This window comes from Terribium retamae, assembly GCF_022347545.1.
In the GTDB taxonomy this organism is placed as follows: Bacteria; Pseudomonadota; Alphaproteobacteria; order Rhizobiales; family Rhizobiaceae; genus Mesorhizobium; species Mesorhizobium retamae.
In genome coordinates this window covers 109,142-125,040 of the sequence record NZ_JAKREW010000014.1, presented here as the reverse complement: position 1 = coordinate 125,040, position 15,899 = coordinate 109,142, and the positions used below count along the sequence as shown (strand labels likewise).

Below are 15,899 nucleotides of genomic sequence, written 5' to 3'. Positions count from 1 at the left end.
GCGCCCCCCGGCCCGGTTATCCCCTTCCCCTGGCGGGGGCGCGACGGGGGGTGCAAAAACGGGGGGGGGTGGCGCACCCCCCCCCGGCGGCCGCGGGCCCTGCGCGGGCGACCCTTGCCTTCGATGATTTCGCCGCTGTCGATCCAGTTCTTGACGGTATCGGCTATCTGTTCGGCCAACCGCACGGCAGGCGCGCTGACGTGATTGACCGGCAACGTCCAGTCGTCCGGTTCCTCGACCACATCGGCGCCGATCGATGGCCAGACTTCGACATAGCCCGGCGCATCGTTGCGAATGGCCTTGTGATCGAGCGGATCGGGATCGTTGCTGATGCCACGTCGCACCTCCGGTGTTGCGAAAACGCGATCGACGGCTGCCAGCACGTCGCCGGTCGAGCGGAACGACCAGGTCAGCTTGAGATCCGCGAAACTCGTCTCGGCCTCGCGCACCCTGCGTGCGAACAGCTGCCGGCTTTCGTGGAAGGAGTCCGGGGCGGCGCCCTGGAAAGAATAGATCGACTGCTTTTCGTCGCCGACGGCGAAGATGGTGCGCCGCGCGGCACGCGCGCTTTCGCCGGCGAAGAATTCTTCCGCCAGCCGCTTCACCACTTCCCATTGGTCGGGACTGGTGTCCTGCGCCTCGTCGAGCAGGATATGATCGATGCCCTGGTCGAGCTTGTACTGCACCCAGGGGCCGGCATCGGTACGCGACAACAGATTGACGGTGCGGGTGATCAGATCGTTGAAGTCGAGGAAGCCGCGACCGCGCTTCAGATGCTCGTAACGAGCGATCAGCCAGTCGGCTACGGTGAGCGCCGCGGCGGTGCCTTCCAGCATGCGAAAGAGCGCCAGCCGATCGACTGTCCTGGCAATGGCCGAGGCCGCGGCTTCATATCTTTCGGGCAAATCCGGCAACCGGTCGACCAGTGCCTTCTTGAACGTCTTTACGGGATCGTACGGATCGCCATCCGAGCGCAGGAAGCCTTTGGACAGCAACGGCAATCGGCGAACAGGATCGCTTTCGGCAAATCCGAGAGCTGCATAGGGCACGATGTTGTTGAGCACGGCACGCGCGTCGGTGGCCTCTGCGACACGCACAAAAGCCTCGAAATAGGCAGGTTCGAAGTCGGGCAGAGGCCACAACGCGCTGGCAATGCTGGCCGCTGTTTCACCCGCAGCGAAACCGAATTCGTCGAACAGGGAACGAAAGTTCCGGCCATCGCCGCCGATGGCATCGATGAAACCGCGCAAGCCGTCGCGCTTGCGCATGATTTCCGACAAGAGATCGTCGAGGCCCTTCTCGCCACCGCGCTCCAGCACGGTTGCAAAGGCTTCCGTCAGTCCGGCACCACCCGGTGCGCTGGCACCCGTGATCATGTCGCGCCGCGCCTGCGCCAACAGTGCCTGTTCCATCTGCGGATCGAGCAGTTCGAAATGCGCGGCGATGTTGGCCTCCAGCGGGAACTGGTGCAGCACCGATTCACAGAAGGCGTGGATGGTCTGGATCTTCAGCCCACCCGGCGTTTCCAGCGCTTCCGCGAACAGCCTGCGCGCCCGGCGCATGGTCGAGAGGTCGGGCACGCGGCCATCCAGTGCGGCAATTTTTTGCGCCAGTCCGGCATCGGGCAGTGCGGTCCATTCCGAAAGCGTCGAGAAGACGCGGTTGGACATGTTGGCCGCGGCAGCGCGCGTATAGGTCAGGCAGAGGATCTTGGAAGGATCCGTGCCACGCAGGAGCAGGCGGATGACACGCTGGGCCAGCACATGCGTCTTGCCCGACCCGGCATTGGCCGACACCCAGGCGGAGGTGTGCGGATCGGAAGCCCGGGCCTGGCTCTCGGCGGTACCCGAAGGAATAGGATAGAGCTTTTTCAAGCCTCCCCTCCCTCGTCCGGACCGTCGCCGCCAGCGGACCATTCCAGTACACGGGCGAGGTGATCGTAGTCTCCGTCGGTCTCGCCTTCTCGAAACGGCAAGGCCCTCGACAGATAACCAGTCTGCGGATCGGCATAATGGAACAGCAGCTTCTCCAACCGCGCCCATGCTTCCTCGCCCAGATCGGACGCGCTGCGCGGCTTGCGGTTGTATTCCAGGATCGATTCCTGTTCGACTTCGCCGTTGGCCCTGAGCCTGACGAAGGCGAGTTCGGCAGGCTCACGCACACCGATATCGCGAAAAGCGCCCCGTTTGAGCAGCGCGGCCTCCAGCGCCAGTTGCGGCGCCAGCAGGGTGTGGGCCTGCGCCTTGGAGGGCGACGATCCGGTCTTGAAATCGAGGATGTCAGCCATGCCGCCCGCAAGCAGGTCAACGCGGTCGGCGTAACCCGACAGGGTGACGCCGGACTGACCCACCACCGTCTTGTCGGCACGTTCTTCCGAATGCCGTTGGACGACAGCCTCGGCGCGCGAGCGTTCCCAGTCGATGATGCCGACGGCCAGCTTCTCGAAACGAGGCCACCACACTGCCTCGACATCGGCGGGAAGTGCCGCTTCAGTAAAGCAGGCGCGACCGGCTTCCAGAAGGATCGCCAGCGCCTCGGGCGCTTGCGGGTCGGCCACGGCTTGCGAGAAATGGTGCAGTATGGCGTGGAACAACGTGCCGCGCTCGGCAGCACCCGGGTCGCGGATCACGGGCTCCAGCGACATCAAGCCGAGGATGCGGCGTGCATAGACGGCATAGGGATCACGCCGCAATGTTTCGATCTCGGTCACCGAAAAATGGCGAGGCCGGTTCTCCAGAGGCGGTTTCGGTTGCGGTCGCGGCGCGAAGTCCACCTTGGGACCCGCGTCCAGGGCACGCGCCCAGGCAAGCAACTCGTTGCCACGTCGGCGCATGGGTTCCGCCTGCGCCCTGCCGACGAAGGTAAGGATGCGCTGTAGCCAACGCGAGGCAACCGCCGGTGCGTCTCCGGCGCGCGCCGAACGGGTCAGCACGACGTTTGGCGCGCCCATCGCCATCTGGAAATCGTGCGCCGCCAGGCCGATGCGCCGTTCCGGCGGTTCCAGTTCGATGCCGGTCTTCATCAGCCTCGACATGAAACGATCGCCTTCCGGCTTGCGCGGCCAGACACCTTCGTTGAGCCCGCCGACGACGAGCGTGTCGACATGCTGCAGGCGGGCCTCAAGCGTGCCCCAGATGGCGATCGCCGCATCGGCACCGCGCGCAGGCTTGACCGTTTCGGGAGCGATCAGCGCCATCGCGACATCAGGCCACTCCTGAGGCGAGAGCGTGAAGATCGCATTCGCGCCGATCAATCCGCGCAGCAGCTCGGCCAGCTTTTCGCCGGCATCGCCATCATAGAGGTCCGAGAGCGAGCCATTCTCGGATCGGCCGAGCCCCTCCAGCGCAACGATGCTGGCGCGCACCAGTGTCGCGACATCGCTTTCCGGTTCGGTCCGGCACGCAGCGAGCGGTGCGACGGCTTCGCCCAGCTTGGCGAGCATCAGCTGCGCCTTTTCGATACGCCCGGCCGACAGCCGCGATAGCCAGAATGGCCGGCGGTCGGCCTGCTGCGCCTCCACCAACCGGGTTTCGAACAGCGCACCCAGCACGGCGATGTCCGGCCGACCGGTACCGCCGCGCAGCGCCACCAGTTCAACCGCTTCGGCCGCGCGGCGCACGTCGGCGCGTGGCAGGCCGAGCCCAAGCAGCGGATGCTTGAGCAGTGCCAGTATGGCGATCGGATCGCCGGGACGCAGCACCGTGTCGAGCAGCAGCCGCAGCAAGCTTGCGGGTGGCGTATCGGCCAGCGGCCTGCCGCCGGAATCGTCGGCGATAATGCCGAGCCGGAGCAACTCCGCCGAGACGCGGCGTGCCAGAGCACGATCCCCCGTGACAAGCGCGGCACGGCGACCCGGGCTTTCGACAGCGCGGCGCAACGCAAGCGCGATGCTGACGGCTTCATCGCGCTCGTTGGCGGCTTCGACCAGCGTTACGCCTTGCAGGGCCGCCAGGATGTCCGCATCGCCAAAGCGCGCCCGCGTCTCAGCCCACAACTCTGTGGTCTCGGCCGGCCGCAATGCCTCCGCCACCAGCGCAGCGCGATGGCGCAGGGCCTCGTCATGTCGGTCGGCGCCCTCGACCCGGTCGAGTTCCTCGACATCGCTGCGCAGGATGCCGATCCTGCCGATGAGCTTGGCAAGGCCATATTGCGGATGACCAAGCAAAGCGGGCCGTGCATCAGGCGCGATGATCGCCTCAAAGGAAGGCTGATCCATCTCGATGTCGAGACCCGGCAGCACCACCGCACCATTTGGCAAGCCGGCGATCGTGGCCAGAAGATCGGCGGTGGCAGGTATGGAGCCCGTCGAACCGGCGGCGATGACGGGGCCTGCAGGGGGGTTGCGTTTCAACCGCTCTGCTTCGAGCCTGATCAGCGCACTGCGATGCGCGGCCGGGTTGGAACGGTCGCGCTCGGCCAGGATGCCGGGCCAGGCTTCTGTGACGATCTTGAGGAAATCCAGCGTCACCTGCCACCAGCCGGCAAGATTGCCCTCCACCAGACCGGCCAGTTTCGCCCAATCGGAGCCTTCGGTTTCGATCTCGTCCATCAGCCGGGCGAGATCGCGCGCCAGCCAGATCGCGTCGGCCGCCGAGGCCGGCACCACCACCTCTTCGGCGAACAGCGCCGCCACATGGGCCGGCAACTGGCGTTTCCAGGTGCGTACCAGCGGCGCCAGGAGCAGCAACCGCTCCAGGGCAGCAACGGGCGGCGCAAGATCAATCGAGCCGGCGTCCTCTGCCTCCTGATCGAAAGCCGCTTCGTCCTCATCGAATTCGCCAAGCGGCTTGATGACGGGAAGGATCGCAGACCGCCCGCCGAGACGTTCGGCGAACATGGCGCGCAAGGCGCGCGCAGCACGGCGCGTGGGCACGTAGATGGTCGTACCGGCCAAGGCGAGGGGATCGCCTTCGTACCGGAAGCCGGGAATGAGACGTCCTTCGATCAACGCATCGGCGAGCGTCCGCAGGAACGGCGAGCCAGGCGCAATGGAGTAGACGCGGGGCGAGCCGCTCATTGCCTGTCTGCGCGGGACGTGTCCACGCGGGGCTTGTCTGCGCGGGACATGTCAACGCCGGGCGCTCCCGCCAGGGCCCTTCCAACCGCTGCTTCCGCCGGCGCGATGGCATCGGGCGTGCCGACAGTGATCCAATGGCCCTGCATCACCATGCCGAACAGCCTGCCTGCTTGTATGGCACGGTCGAAATACGTGTTGAGCGAATGCGGCTCGGCAGCCGCCCCCTCGAAGATACTCGGGTTGACGATGGCCGCGCCGGCATAGATCAGCCCGTTCGGGTCGCCCTTGGCACGGGACAGGCGTCCATCCGATGCGATCAGGAAGTCCGTGCCGCCCGAATGACCGGTTGTCGAAGGGAGTTCTGCCAGCATGAGCAGAATATCCATTGCCGCATTGTCCCAGGCAAGGGCGAGCCTTTCGAGGTTGGGCTTGCCGGCGTCGAGCCAGAACGTATCGGCATTGACGATGTAGAAGGGCTTGTCGCCGAGTTCTGGCAATGCCTTGACGATGCCCCCGGCGGAATCCAGCAAACGCTCGCTTTCATCCGAGATCACGATCCTGGGACGATCGCGTCGTGTCGCGTGACGGATGATCTGATCCGGCAAGTAGTGGACGTTGACCACCGCCTTCTTGACCCCAACCCGTTCGAGACTGTCCAGACCCCAGTCGAGCAAGGTCTTGCCGGCAATCGGCACCATCGGCTTCGGGATGGTGTCGGTGACCGGCCGCATGCGCTTTCCGAGCCCGGCGGCCAGCACCATTGCAACGGTGGGACGATCCTTCATGCCGGCTCCTCCAGGACGCCGAGGCGGTCGTACAAAATGCGGACTTCGGCGAGTGCCGGATGGACAAGAAGCCGGCGAAGATAATCACGGATGCGCGGAAGATGTTTCAAGTAGTAGGGCTTGCCGTCACGTCGGTCGAGACGCACGAAAATCCCCAATATCTTCGAATGCCGCTGGGCTCCCATGATGGCATAGGCTTCTTCGAAAGCCGCCTGAGCAAAATCTCCGGCCGAGATCCGGGCCGAGATATAGGCGTCGACGACCGCGCGCTCGAAAGCCGGCTCTAGGGTGACGCGCGGATCCAGCGCAAGCGAGGCGACATCGTAAGCGGAAGGGCCAATCAGAGCATCCTGGAAGTCGACCACGCCAAGCTTGTCGAAACCTTCCCGATCTTCGCGCCAGATAAAGTTGGGCGACTGCACGTCGCGCAGCATCAAGGTCATCTCCGTCCCGTCGATGCGGTCGAGAACCGCGCTCCAGGCATCACGAAATGCCTTGCGCTCCCCATCCTCGGTGAATCTCCCGCGAATGGCGGGCAGGTACCAGTCGATCAGGAGCTCCGCCTCGATCAGCATCGCGTCGCGGTCGAAGGGCGGTACGATGTGGAGTTTGCCAGGTGCGACGGCAACACGATCCGGCCAACGCTTCTCGTGCATGAAGGCTAGCAGCTCGGCAACCAGCCGGTATCGCTCGGCGATGGGCGCACCGGCAGGGGTAAGCAGACCCTCGGTTCCCAGATGCTCGATGAGCAGGAAGCCTTGCTCAAGGTCCCGCGCATGGATTTCCGGCGCCGCGATTTCCGCCTCGCGAAGCAGTTTGTCGACGCCGACGAAAGCGGCGACGGTTTGCGCAGTGTGGGCGATCTCGGCATAGGCCTTGCCGTCGCGCACTGGCGGACCCAGAACCAGCCGCGGCGAGTTCATCAGCACGCGGGGCTCTTCATCCGTCAGCGTGACGATCTCGTAGGAGCGCGCCGAGGCATCGCCCACGAAATGCCGGCGGCTCGCCATACCCCAACCGGCGCTTTCCAGGAAATCGCGCATGGCAAGCGACCGTGCGATGCGCTCGAAGCCACTGCTCTCGCCGTGGACCCGTGCCAGGCGGCCTTCGTCCTGATGGATCAATTCGATGGTGATCGCGGTTTCCGGCAAGCGGTCGCCCGCACGCTCAGGCCATTCGATCAGCGCCGCTCCGTCCTTGAGCACGTCGGGAAAGCCGAGCTCTTCCAGTTCCTCGGCGAAGGAGAGCCGGTAGAGGTCGAAGTGGTGAACCGGGACGCGCGTCTCGTAGCTCTGCACCAAGGTGAAGGTCGGGCTCGGCACATCGAGGCCCAGATCATTCGCCAAGGCACGGATCAGAGCCCGTGCCAATGTGGTCTTGCCGGCGCCAAGATCGCCCTGGAGGGCCAGCACATCGCCAGGCCTCAATGCCATGGCGAGGTCTTCGCCAAAACGCATCGTCGCCGCTTCATCAGCGAGAAACCGTTCCACCGTCGGCAACGTTATTCCGCCGCCGCCCGGATGCCCGCCGGGGCTGCCGGGAAAGTACAGATAACCGTCGTGCCGCGGTTCTCACCTGTTTCGATGCGCACCGTTCCGCCATGCAGCTCGACAAAGCTCTTGACTATGGAAAGCCCAAGACCCGCGCCGCGCCTGCGACCGCCGTTGACGCGCGGCTCGAAGCGCCGGAACACCGAATCCAGGACGTCCGGCGGCATGCCGGGTCCATCGTCATGGACGGAGAATTCGACACCTTCCGCCGTTTCGCGGCAGGACAGCGCGATCGTGCTGTTCTCCGGCGCATAGTTGGCGGCGTTGCTGAGGAGGTTGTAGAGGATCTGCCGTACGCGCGTTTCGTCGCCGTGGAAGTTCTTCGGCGCGGCTGCAATGTCGACGCCGAGCCGGATGGCATGTTCGTCCAGCCGATCCGCCACCAATTCGGCGGCCGCAGCCACAGTGCTCTCCACCCTGACCTCGGAAATGTCCAGCTGCATGATGCCGGCATCCACGGTCGCAAGATCGAGAATGTCGTTGACGATGGTCAGCAACACCGATGACGAAGAGCCGATATGATCGAGATATTCCTGCTGGCGCGTCGTGAGAGGACCCGTGGCCGGCAGCGACAGCAATTCGGTGAAACCGATGATGTTGGTGAGCGGTGAACGCAATTCATAGGACACGTGCTGGACGAAGTCGTTCTTCAGCTGGTCCGACTTGAGCAGCGCGTCGTTTTTCTCCTTCAACGCCCGCTCGACATTGACGCTGTCGGTGACGTCGACGAAGGTGATCATCACCTGCCCGTTCGGCAAGTGGATAACGGCATAACGCAGTGTGCTGCCGTCCTGCAGCGTGACCTGGCCATGGCCGTTGCGACGTTCGTCGTCGAAGCCGGTGACCGCTGCAACGAAGCCGGCCCACGGGCCGTCGGTGGTGCGGACGGCGCAAAGGTCGCGGATCAGCGAAACATGGATGCCCGGCTGCACGGCGTCGTTCGGCAGGTCCCACATCGTGGCGAAGGCCGGATTGGAAAGTCTCAGCCGGCCATCCGGACCGAACACCGCGACGCCTTCAGCCAGATTGTCCAGCGTCTCGCCCTGCACGCGCACGGCGGTCTGGTATCGGCTTTCGAGGTCTATCTTTTCGGTCAGGTTCTCGAACACCCAGGTGACGCCGCCCTTCGGCTGCGGATTGCCGACCACGCGGATCGTCTTGCCGTCGGGCAGGTGCCACCAATGTTCCACGGGCTCGACCGAGCGATAGGCGGAGAGGAGGTTTTCCTTCCAGCGGCGCCATTCCGGTTGTTCGGCGATCTTGCCCTCGCTGCGCAGCCGGTCGAGCAACAGCGCATTGTCGGGGGTGCTGTGCAGGAAAGCGGTGTCGAGACCCCACAGCTTCTGGAAGGCCTGATTATGGAAACGCAGCTTCTCATCCGCATCGAAGATGGCCACGGCCGTGTTGAGTTGGTCGAGCGTATCGGCGTGGCTGCGCACGGTGCGCTCATATTCCTCGCGCACGGTGTCGGCCGCGCTGACGTCATAGGCGAGGCCCGCCGACCCGCCGGCGCCGGCGAAATCGGTCACGGAAAAGACGTGCCGGTCTCCGCCGATGACCGTGGACAGTGTCTGTTCGAACACCGGACGCTGGTCGTGCTGGCTGGCGATCGCATCGCGTGCCTGGCTGCCGAGGAACTCGCGGCCGTCGCGCACTGCCGCGTCGCGGCTCGGGGCCTCGACAGCTGTCCAATAGGCCCGGTTCACCCACTTCAGGCGACCGTCGGTGCTGCGCAGCCAGAACGGCATTTTCAGCGCATCAAACAGGCCAAGCATGGTGTCATGCTCGGCGGCCACCTGCTGATGTTCCAGTTTCAACCGTGCCAGATTGCGATGCGCTTCAGACAAGGAGACGAACCGCACGATGCTGTGCGCGGCACTCTTGCGTCCCTGGATTTCGAGCGGTGCGCCAGCCTGCGTCTCAGCAACGAGATCGAAGGACGTGCCCTTTTCGCGCAATGCCGCCACTGCGTTTTCGAGTGCCGCCGCCGAACGCGGCATCAGCCAGCGGCCGAAGGCCAGGAAGGCAGCGCGTTCTTCCGGCGACCCGGTCTCGATCGGCAGACTGCCGACGATATCCGGCTTGCGGTTGTCGGCCGGCCAGACGACGACACGCTGGTCGCGCAGGTTGAGCAATGCCTCCGAACGTTGCAACGCCGCATTGGCGTCGGCAAGTCTGCCACGCAGTTCGCCATTTTCGGTGGCTGTACGCTGCCGTTCTCGGATCAGCACGATGGCGGAAATCAGCGCGGCGCCGAGCACACCGATCGTGACTGCCAGCTGGATGACTTCGATCGTACCGATGGGCACGCTGTTGGCTTTGACCGCAGCTTCCTGAGCGCGTGCGGTGGCATTGTGAAACGGAATTAGCAGCGCCGTGCTGGCGAGCAGGCGCGCAAAATGCCCACGCGGCGAAACCCGGTGGATCATTGCAGTCAGGCGACCCCTGATCGCCGAATCCTGGTGGCCGCCGGTTACGGCCTGTCCCGCCTTGAGCGGGTCTTCCCCCGGCATGTGTTGGTCCTCTCCGCCTGAATGCAAGACCGCCCCGACCCTGCGTCCCTTCCCGGAATCCCGAGCGCAGCGCGGCCCGTCACGGACACGCAAAGAACGCCCCTTTTACCGAAAATCCCGCGCGTCCAGCCGTGCGCCGGACCGGGCTGCGGCTGCGCGCGAGCAGGAAGCTTCGCGAATCACCTCACAATACCCCCTTGCCGAATCGGCGTGAAGGCAGCGGCAGCGCAAAAATAAGGCCGGGCAAAATGTCAATTGCCCGACCTCAAGATATTGTAGCAAGTTCAGATAAGGTTAATAGCGGTAGTGTTCCGGCTTGTACGGACCCTGCGGCGTCACACCGATATAGGCGGCCTGTTCGCCCGAAAGTTCAGTGAGCTTGGCACCGAGCTTGCCGAGATGGAGGCGAGCGACTTTTTCATCGAGATGCTTGGGCAGCGTATAGACCTTGTTTTCGTACTTGCCTGGCTGCGTCCACAGTTCGATCTGAGCCAGCACCTGGTTGGTGAAGGATGCCGACATGACGAAGCTCGGGTGGCCGGTGGCATTGCCGAGATTGAGCAGGCGGCCTTCCGAAAGCAGGATCATGCGCTTGCCATCCGGGAAGGCGATCATATCGACCTGAGGCTTGACGTTGGTCCACTTCAGGTTGCGCAAGGCTGCGACCTGGATCTCGTTGTCGAAGTGGCCGATATTGCCGACGATCGCCATGTCCTTCAGCTTACGCATGTGGTCGAGGGTGAGCACATCCTTGTTGCCGGTGGCGGTGATGACGATGTCCGCGGTTGAAATCGCATCATCCATGGTGACGACTTCATAGCCGTCCATCGCCGCCTGCAGCGCGCAGATCGGGTCGGCTTCGGTGACCTTGACCCGGGCACCGGCGCCCTGCAGCGAAGCCGCGGAGCCCTTGCCGACATCGCCATAGCCAGCGACGATCGCGACCTTGCCGGCCATCATCACATCGGTGCCGCGGCGGATGCCGTCGACCAGCGATTCCTTGCAGCCATATTTGTTGTCGAACTTCGACTTGGTGACGCTGTCGTTGACGTTGATCGCCGGGAAAGGCAGCAGGCCTTTCTTCTGCAACTGATAAAGGCGGTTGACGCCGGTCGTGGTCTCCTCGGTGACGCCGCGGATCGCTTCGCGCTGCTTGGTGAAGAAGCCTGGCGTCGCCGCCATGCGCTTTTTGATCTGCGCGAACAGAATTTCCTCTTCCTCGCTGCCCGGGTTGGACAGCACATCCTCGCCGGCTTCGGCGCGGGCGCCGAGCAGGATGTACATGGTGGCGTCGCCGCCATCATCGAGGATCATGTTCGACTGGCCGCCGTCGGCCCACTGGAAGATCTTGTCGGTGTAAATCCAATAGTCTTCGAGCGACTCGCCCTTGACGGCGAACACCGGGATGCCGGCTGCGGCGATGGCCGCGGCGGCATGATCCTGCGTGGAGAAGATATTGCACGACGCCCAGCGAAGGTCGGCACCGAGCGCCTTCAGCGTCTCGATCAGCACCGCCGTCTGGATGGTCATGTGCAGAGAACCGGTGATGCGCGCGCCCTTCAGCGGCTTCTTTTCGCCGAATTCCTCGCGCGCGGCCATCAGGCCCGGCATTTCCGTTTCGGCGATCTCGATTTCCTTGCGACCCCAATCGGCCAGAGAAATATCGGCGATCACATAGTCCTTGCTACCCGTCATGGCGGCGCTCCGATCTGTTTTGGTGTGCTGACGCGTTCGCGCCGGAGGGCGCAAAGGATGAACGCGGCGTTGGCGCCTGCCTAGCAGATCACGCCCAAACAGACAACGGGATATAAAGAAATCTTTATCTGAGCATATGGCTATCGAGGCTCGCGGCTCGAATACAACCTAGGTCAGATCTCCTCGCCGAACTTCGAAGCAACCAGTTCGTCCAGCGCCGCGATCACCTGGGAGGCTTCCCGTCCCGACGCGGTGACGCGGATCGAGCAGCCAGGGCTTGCAGCAAGCATCATCAGACCCATGATCGACGTGCCGCCGACCTTCGTGCCGTCCTTCTCGACATGGACCTCTGCTTCGTAGCTGCCGGCCACCTGCACGAATTTGGCGGAGGCACGCGCATGCAATCCGCGCTGGTTGATGATCCGCATATCGCGAACGACGTAGCCGGTCTCGGAGGACATTGTGTTCATCGGCTGGTCAGAAGCTGGCTGGCGACGTTGATGTATTTGCGTCCGGCAGCCTGCGCCTCGTCGAGGGCAGCAACCATGTTCTCGCTCTTGCGCACGCTGGAGAGCTTGATCAGCATCGGCAGGTTCATGCCGGCGATGACTTCGATACGGCCTGCCTCCATCACCGAGATCGCGAGATTGGACGGAGTTCCGCCGAACATGTCGGTCAGCAGGATGACGCCGGCACCGCTGTCGACGCTACGGACCGCCTCGACGATATCACGCCGGCGCTGCTCCATATCGTCTTCGGCACCGATCGCGACGGTCTCGAAATTCTCCTGCGGTCCCACGACGTGTTCCACGGCTAGGCGAAACTCGTCGGCCAGTCGACCGTGCGTCACGAGCACGAGTCCGATCATTCTTTGGCGGCTCCCGTCATGGCCCCTTCATAGGCGCATCTTATTCTCACCATCTGTCCAGACGGCGGGAGCGCTATCTTGTCGACGCACGTCGCGTTGACAAGCCCCAATTTGCGCCAGTGCGAGCCATTTTGACGCATTGCAGCATAAAAGTTGGGCAGGTCATCGAAAAGTCGCCAAGGAAAGCCGTGCCGAAATAGCCGCCACGGCAACGGTTGCATTTCGCGTCGGAACGTCGAGACGAGGCACTGCGCAGCCGGCGATCAACTGATCGGCTTCTGCCTGAAACCGCTGCATTTCGGCATCGGTGACCATGCGCACGCACAGGTCGATGACAGCTTCCTGCTCGAAAGCCAAGGGCTGCGGGCCGATGCCTGCCACCTCGGCCAGCCCCGCGATGGTGGGCGGCGCCTGGCAAATCAACCGGCCGTTGCGATTGAAAACAAAAAGCTGGTCGTCGGCGATCAACCGCGAAAACAGGCCCTGCCCGCGGAAATGACCGATCAAAGCCAACGCCAGCGTCGACTTTCCCGCGCCCGACGGTCCGGCAATGAGAAGGCCACGGTCCCCAGCCAGAAGCGCGGTGCCATGAATGTTTTCGGTGGCTCTCGCAGCTACCCGCTTGTCGACGGCCAAAGGAATCACCCTTCGGCCGGCAAGGCGACGACGAAACGAGCGCCCTTGATCTCGCCCGGTTTGGTGCCTGGAATATTCTCGGCTGTCAGCGTTCCACCATGGGCTTCGACGATCTGCCGGCTGATCGATAGACCAAGACCCGAGTTCTGGCCAAAAGCCTCGCTGGCCGGCCTGTCCGTATAGAAGCGCTCGAAGATGCGCTCGATATTCTCGGCGCGGATGCCCGGACCGTTGTCGTCCACGGTCAGGATGTTGAATTTGCCGGAGCGCGCCAGCGACAGGGTGATCTGGCCATGGCCGTCAGGCACGAACGAACGGGCATTTTCAATCAGGTTGGTGATGACCTGGCCGAGACGCAGGTCGTGCCCTTGCACGAAATAGCCTTTGACGCCCTGCGGCAGCTTGGCGACCTTGAGGTCGATCTCGACCGACTTCTTGTGATGCGAGGCTTCGCGCGACACGCTGACGAGATCGGAAACGAATTGCTTGAAGTCGACCCTGGCGGCATCGTCGCGCGCCAGCTCGGCGTCGAGGCGCGACGCGTCCGAGATGTCGGTGATGAGGCGATCGAGCCGCTTCACGTCATGCTGGATCACTTCCATCAACCGGTTGCGCGATGCTTCGTTCTTGGCCAGCGGCAAGGTTTCGACGGCACTGCGCAACGAGGTCAGCGGGTTCTTCAGTTCATGCGAAACGTCGGCAGCGAAGCTTTCGATGGCCTCGATGCGGGCATAAAGTGCATTGGTCATGTCGCGTACCGCGATCGACAGATTGCCAATCTCGTCCTGGCGATCGGAAAAGTCCGGGATCTCCTCCCGGTTCTTGATCGAGCGGCGCACGCGCACCGCTGCCGCGGAGAGACGACGCAACGGATTGGCGATGGTGGAGGCAAGCAGCATCGACAGCAGCGCCGTCACCAGCGCGGCGACACCAAAGACGCGCAGGATCGCTTTGCGTTCGGTGGCGACGATCTTATCGATGTCTCCGCCTTCCGTGGACAGCATGAGCACGCCGAGCACCGCGCGGGGCCGCTGGATCGGAACCGCAACCGAAACGATCTGCTCGCCCTTCTCGCTGATCCGGACAAATGTCGAAGGGCCGCCCGTCAGCGCTTTCATCACCTCGGGAAAGGCTGCGCCATTACCGCCCGGCTGTTCCTTGTAAACCGGCAGGGAACGGTTCGAGAAAATATCGAATACGAATTTCTGCGCCCGCTCGACGAAGCTCGGTTCATCGTCGTCGACCGGCGGCAGATCGTAACGCAGGACCTGGCCCTTGGAATAGAGATGCCTGGAATCCAACAACAGATTGGCGTCGCGGTCGTAGATGCGAGCGCGGGTCCGGGTCGGCGATATCAGCCGCCGCAGGAGCGGCGCGACCCGCTCGGGATTGATCGGAAAGTCGAGATTGTCGAGTTGGTCGACGGAAGGCCCCAGGCTTTCGCCGGCCTGCAGCTCCAGCAGCTTTTCCGGATCGATGCGGATGGCATCCGTCTCCACCGTTGCCGAAGTCGCGACGGCGCCGGCGATGATCTCGCCCTGCGTCATCAGGCTTTCGACGCGGGCGTCGATCAGGCCGTCCCGGAAGGTATTGAGATAGAGGATGCCGACAACCAGCACCGCCAAGCCGGCGAGGTTGAGGAACAGGATGCGCCGGGTGAGGCTGGAAAAGATATGGTGGCCGAGGAAACGGCGCATCGGCACCGTCACCCTCGATAAGGTTGTGGGTAGAAATCGCGACGACCGCCGCGCGGCCGCAGGCCTGTTCCGCTCCACTTCTACCGCCATTGGATCCCGGTCAACCTCAGGCTTCGCGGAACCGGTAACCGACCCCGTAAAGCGTTTCGATCATCTCGAAGTCGTCGTCGACGGCCTTGAACTTCTTGCGCAGCCGCTTGATGTGGCTGTCGATGGTGCGGTCGTCGACATAGACCTGTTCATCATAGGCCGAATCCATCAGCGCATCACGGCTTTTCACGACGCCCGGGCGCTGCGCCAGGGAATGCAGGATGAGGAACTCGGTGACGGTGAGCACGACGGGCTCACCCTTCCAGGTGCAGGTATGACGCTCCTGGTCCATCACCAGCTGGCCCCGCTCCAGCGAGCGCGACGCCTGCGCCGGAGCCTTGGCGGCCGCCTCGCGAGCGCTGGTGCGGCGCAGGACCGCGCGCACCCGTTCGACCAGCAGGCGTTGCGAGAATGGCTTCTTGATGAAGTCGTCGGCGCCCATCTTCAGGCCGAACAATTCGTCGATCTCGTCATCCTTGGATGTCAGGAAGATGACCGGCAGATCGGTTTTCTGGCGCAGGCGTCGCAACAGCTCCATACCATCCATGCGCGGCATCTTGATGTCGAGAATGGCAAGGTTCGGTGGACGCGCCGCAAGCCCCTCGAGCGCCGATGCGCCGTCCGTATAGGTTTCAACCCGATATCCTTCCGATTCCAAGGCAATCGAAACCGACGTCAGGATGTTGCGGTCGTCATCGACCAGCGCGATAGTCGCCATTTCCAGCGGCTCCCTCATAAGCGGGTGTCCCTTCATAAGGTGGGAAGGGGCTTGTGCAGGACAAATTGGGTACAAAATGTGGCACGCCGCCAGCCGTCCTACATCGGCTAAGCGCTTATGTCCACAATGAGTCCTTCGCCATCACTTCGCCAAGGTTGGGACGCTGCTCCCCTTTCGGTCCTTTGGCGAAGACCTGGAGATTTTCACTTTTAAACGATTTAAACATCTTTCAAACTTTTTAAATCGATTAAAGATTTGATATCGTTTGCCTTTTCTGATTTTGGCCTTTTTCCAAGGCTTGGATCGCCCGATCCTGACGCAACCACCGAA

At 63.2% G+C, this 15,899-nt stretch carries 11 protein-coding genes; all 11 read right to left on the bottom strand.

Features of this window, described 5'->3' with window-relative positions; all coding sequences use genetic code 11:
• A partial coding sequence (locus L4923_RS15890) for a UvrD-helicase domain-containing protein (RefSeq protein ID WP_239366754.1) occupies nt 1–1,874 on the bottom strand: 1,874 nt, incomplete at its 3' end.
• Nucleotides 1,871–5,017: a double-strand break repair protein AddB gene (gene addB / locus L4923_RS15885; protein WP_239366752.1), complete on the bottom strand. Its 3,147-nt coding sequence runs from the start codon at nt 5,015–5,017 to the stop codon at nt 1,871–1,873. The genes addB and L4923_RS15890, both read right to left, overlap by 4 nt.
• Nucleotides 5,014–5,802 (bottom strand): nucleotidyltransferase family protein, encoded by a 789-nt coding sequence (locus tag L4923_RS15880; protein WP_239366749.1) that lies wholly within the window; start codon nt 5,800–5,802, stop codon nt 5,014–5,016. The genes addB and L4923_RS15880 overlap by 4 nt, the downstream gene beginning before the upstream one ends.
• Nucleotides 5,799–7,307, bottom strand: a complete 1,509-nt coding sequence (gene tsaE, locus L4923_RS15875) for a tRNA (adenosine(37)-N6)-threonylcarbamoyltransferase complex ATPase subunit type 1 TsaE (RefSeq protein WP_343303400.1) — start codon at nt 7,305–7,307, stop codon at nt 5,799–5,801. Before tsaE ends, L4923_RS15880 begins: the two co-directional genes overlap by 4 nt.
• Nucleotides 7,304–9,865, bottom strand: a complete 2,562-nt coding sequence (locus tag L4923_RS15870) for a sensor histidine kinase (protein ID WP_239366744.1) — start codon at nt 9,863–9,865, stop codon at nt 7,304–7,306. The genes tsaE and L4923_RS15870 overlap by 4 nt, the downstream gene beginning before the upstream one ends.
• Nucleotides 9,866–10,159: 294 nt before the next feature.
• On the bottom strand, nt 10,160–11,560 hold the full coding sequence (gene ahcY, locus L4923_RS15865) for an adenosylhomocysteinase (protein ID WP_239366742.1): 1,401 nt from the start codon (nt 11,558–11,560) through the stop codon (nt 10,160–10,162).
• A 173-nt stretch (nt 11,561–11,733) separates the two neighbouring features.
• The gene (locus L4923_RS15860; protein ID WP_239366740.1) at nt 11,734–12,030 is read right to left on the bottom strand and encodes an HPr family phosphocarrier protein; all 297 of its coding nucleotides are present in this window, start codon (nt 12,028–12,030) and stop codon (nt 11,734–11,736) included.
• Nucleotides 12,027–12,428, bottom strand: coding sequence for a PTS sugar transporter subunit IIA (locus tag L4923_RS15855; RefSeq protein ID WP_239366738.1), 402 nt, complete (start codon nt 12,426–12,428; stop codon nt 12,027–12,029). The genes L4923_RS15860 and L4923_RS15855 overlap by 4 nt, the downstream gene beginning before the upstream one ends.
• Nucleotides 12,429–12,590: 162 nt before the next feature.
• Nucleotides 12,591–13,064, bottom strand: a complete 474-nt coding sequence (locus tag L4923_RS15850; RefSeq protein ID WP_239366736.1) for an HPr kinase/phosphorylase — start codon at nt 13,062–13,064, stop codon at nt 12,591–12,593.
• 5 nt (nt 13,065–13,069) lie between these two features.
• Nucleotides 13,070–14,851: a sensor histidine kinase gene (locus L4923_RS15845; protein WP_275448431.1), complete on the bottom strand. Its 1,782-nt coding sequence runs from the start codon at nt 14,849–14,851 to the stop codon at nt 13,070–13,072.
• Nucleotides 14,852–14,867: 16 nt separating this feature from the next.
• Complete coding sequence (locus L4923_RS15840; RefSeq protein ID WP_129412111.1) at nt 14,868–15,569, bottom strand: response regulator transcription factor; 702 nt, start codon at nt 15,567–15,569, stop codon at nt 14,868–14,870.
• Nucleotides 15,570–15,899: the final 330 nt, after the last annotated feature.

Excerpts from the sequence above, each read along its gene's own strand:
- addB (WP_239366752.1), bottom strand. The coding sequence starts at position 5,017 with ATGAGCGGCTCGCCCCGCGTCTACTCCATTGCGCCTGGCTCGCCGTTC.
- L4923_RS15880 (WP_239366749.1), bottom strand. The coding sequence starts at position 5,802 with ATGAAGGATCGTCCCACCGTTGCAATGGTGCTGGCCGCCGGGCTCGGA.
- L4923_RS15870 (WP_239366744.1), bottom strand. The coding sequence starts at position 9,865 with ATGCCGGGGGAAGACCCGCTCAAGGCGGGACAGGCCGTAACCGGCGGC.
- ahcY (WP_239366742.1), bottom strand. The coding sequence starts at position 11,560 with ATGACGGGTAGCAAGGACTATGTGATCGCCGATATTTCTCTGGCCGAT.
- L4923_RS15860 (WP_239366740.1), bottom strand. The coding sequence starts at position 12,030 with ATGAACACAATGTCCTCCGAGACCGGCTACGTCGTTCGCGATATGCGG.
- L4923_RS15855 (WP_239366738.1), bottom strand. The coding sequence starts at position 12,428 with ATGATCGGACTCGTGCTCGTGACGCACGGTCGACTGGCCGACGAGTTT.
- L4923_RS15845 (WP_275448431.1), bottom strand. The coding sequence starts at position 14,851 with ATGGCGGTAGAAGTGGAGCGGAACAGGCCTGCGGCCGCGCGGCGGTCG.
- L4923_RS15840 (WP_129412111.1), bottom strand. The coding sequence starts at position 15,569 with ATGGCGACTATCGCGCTGGTCGATGACGACCGCAACATCCTGACGTCG.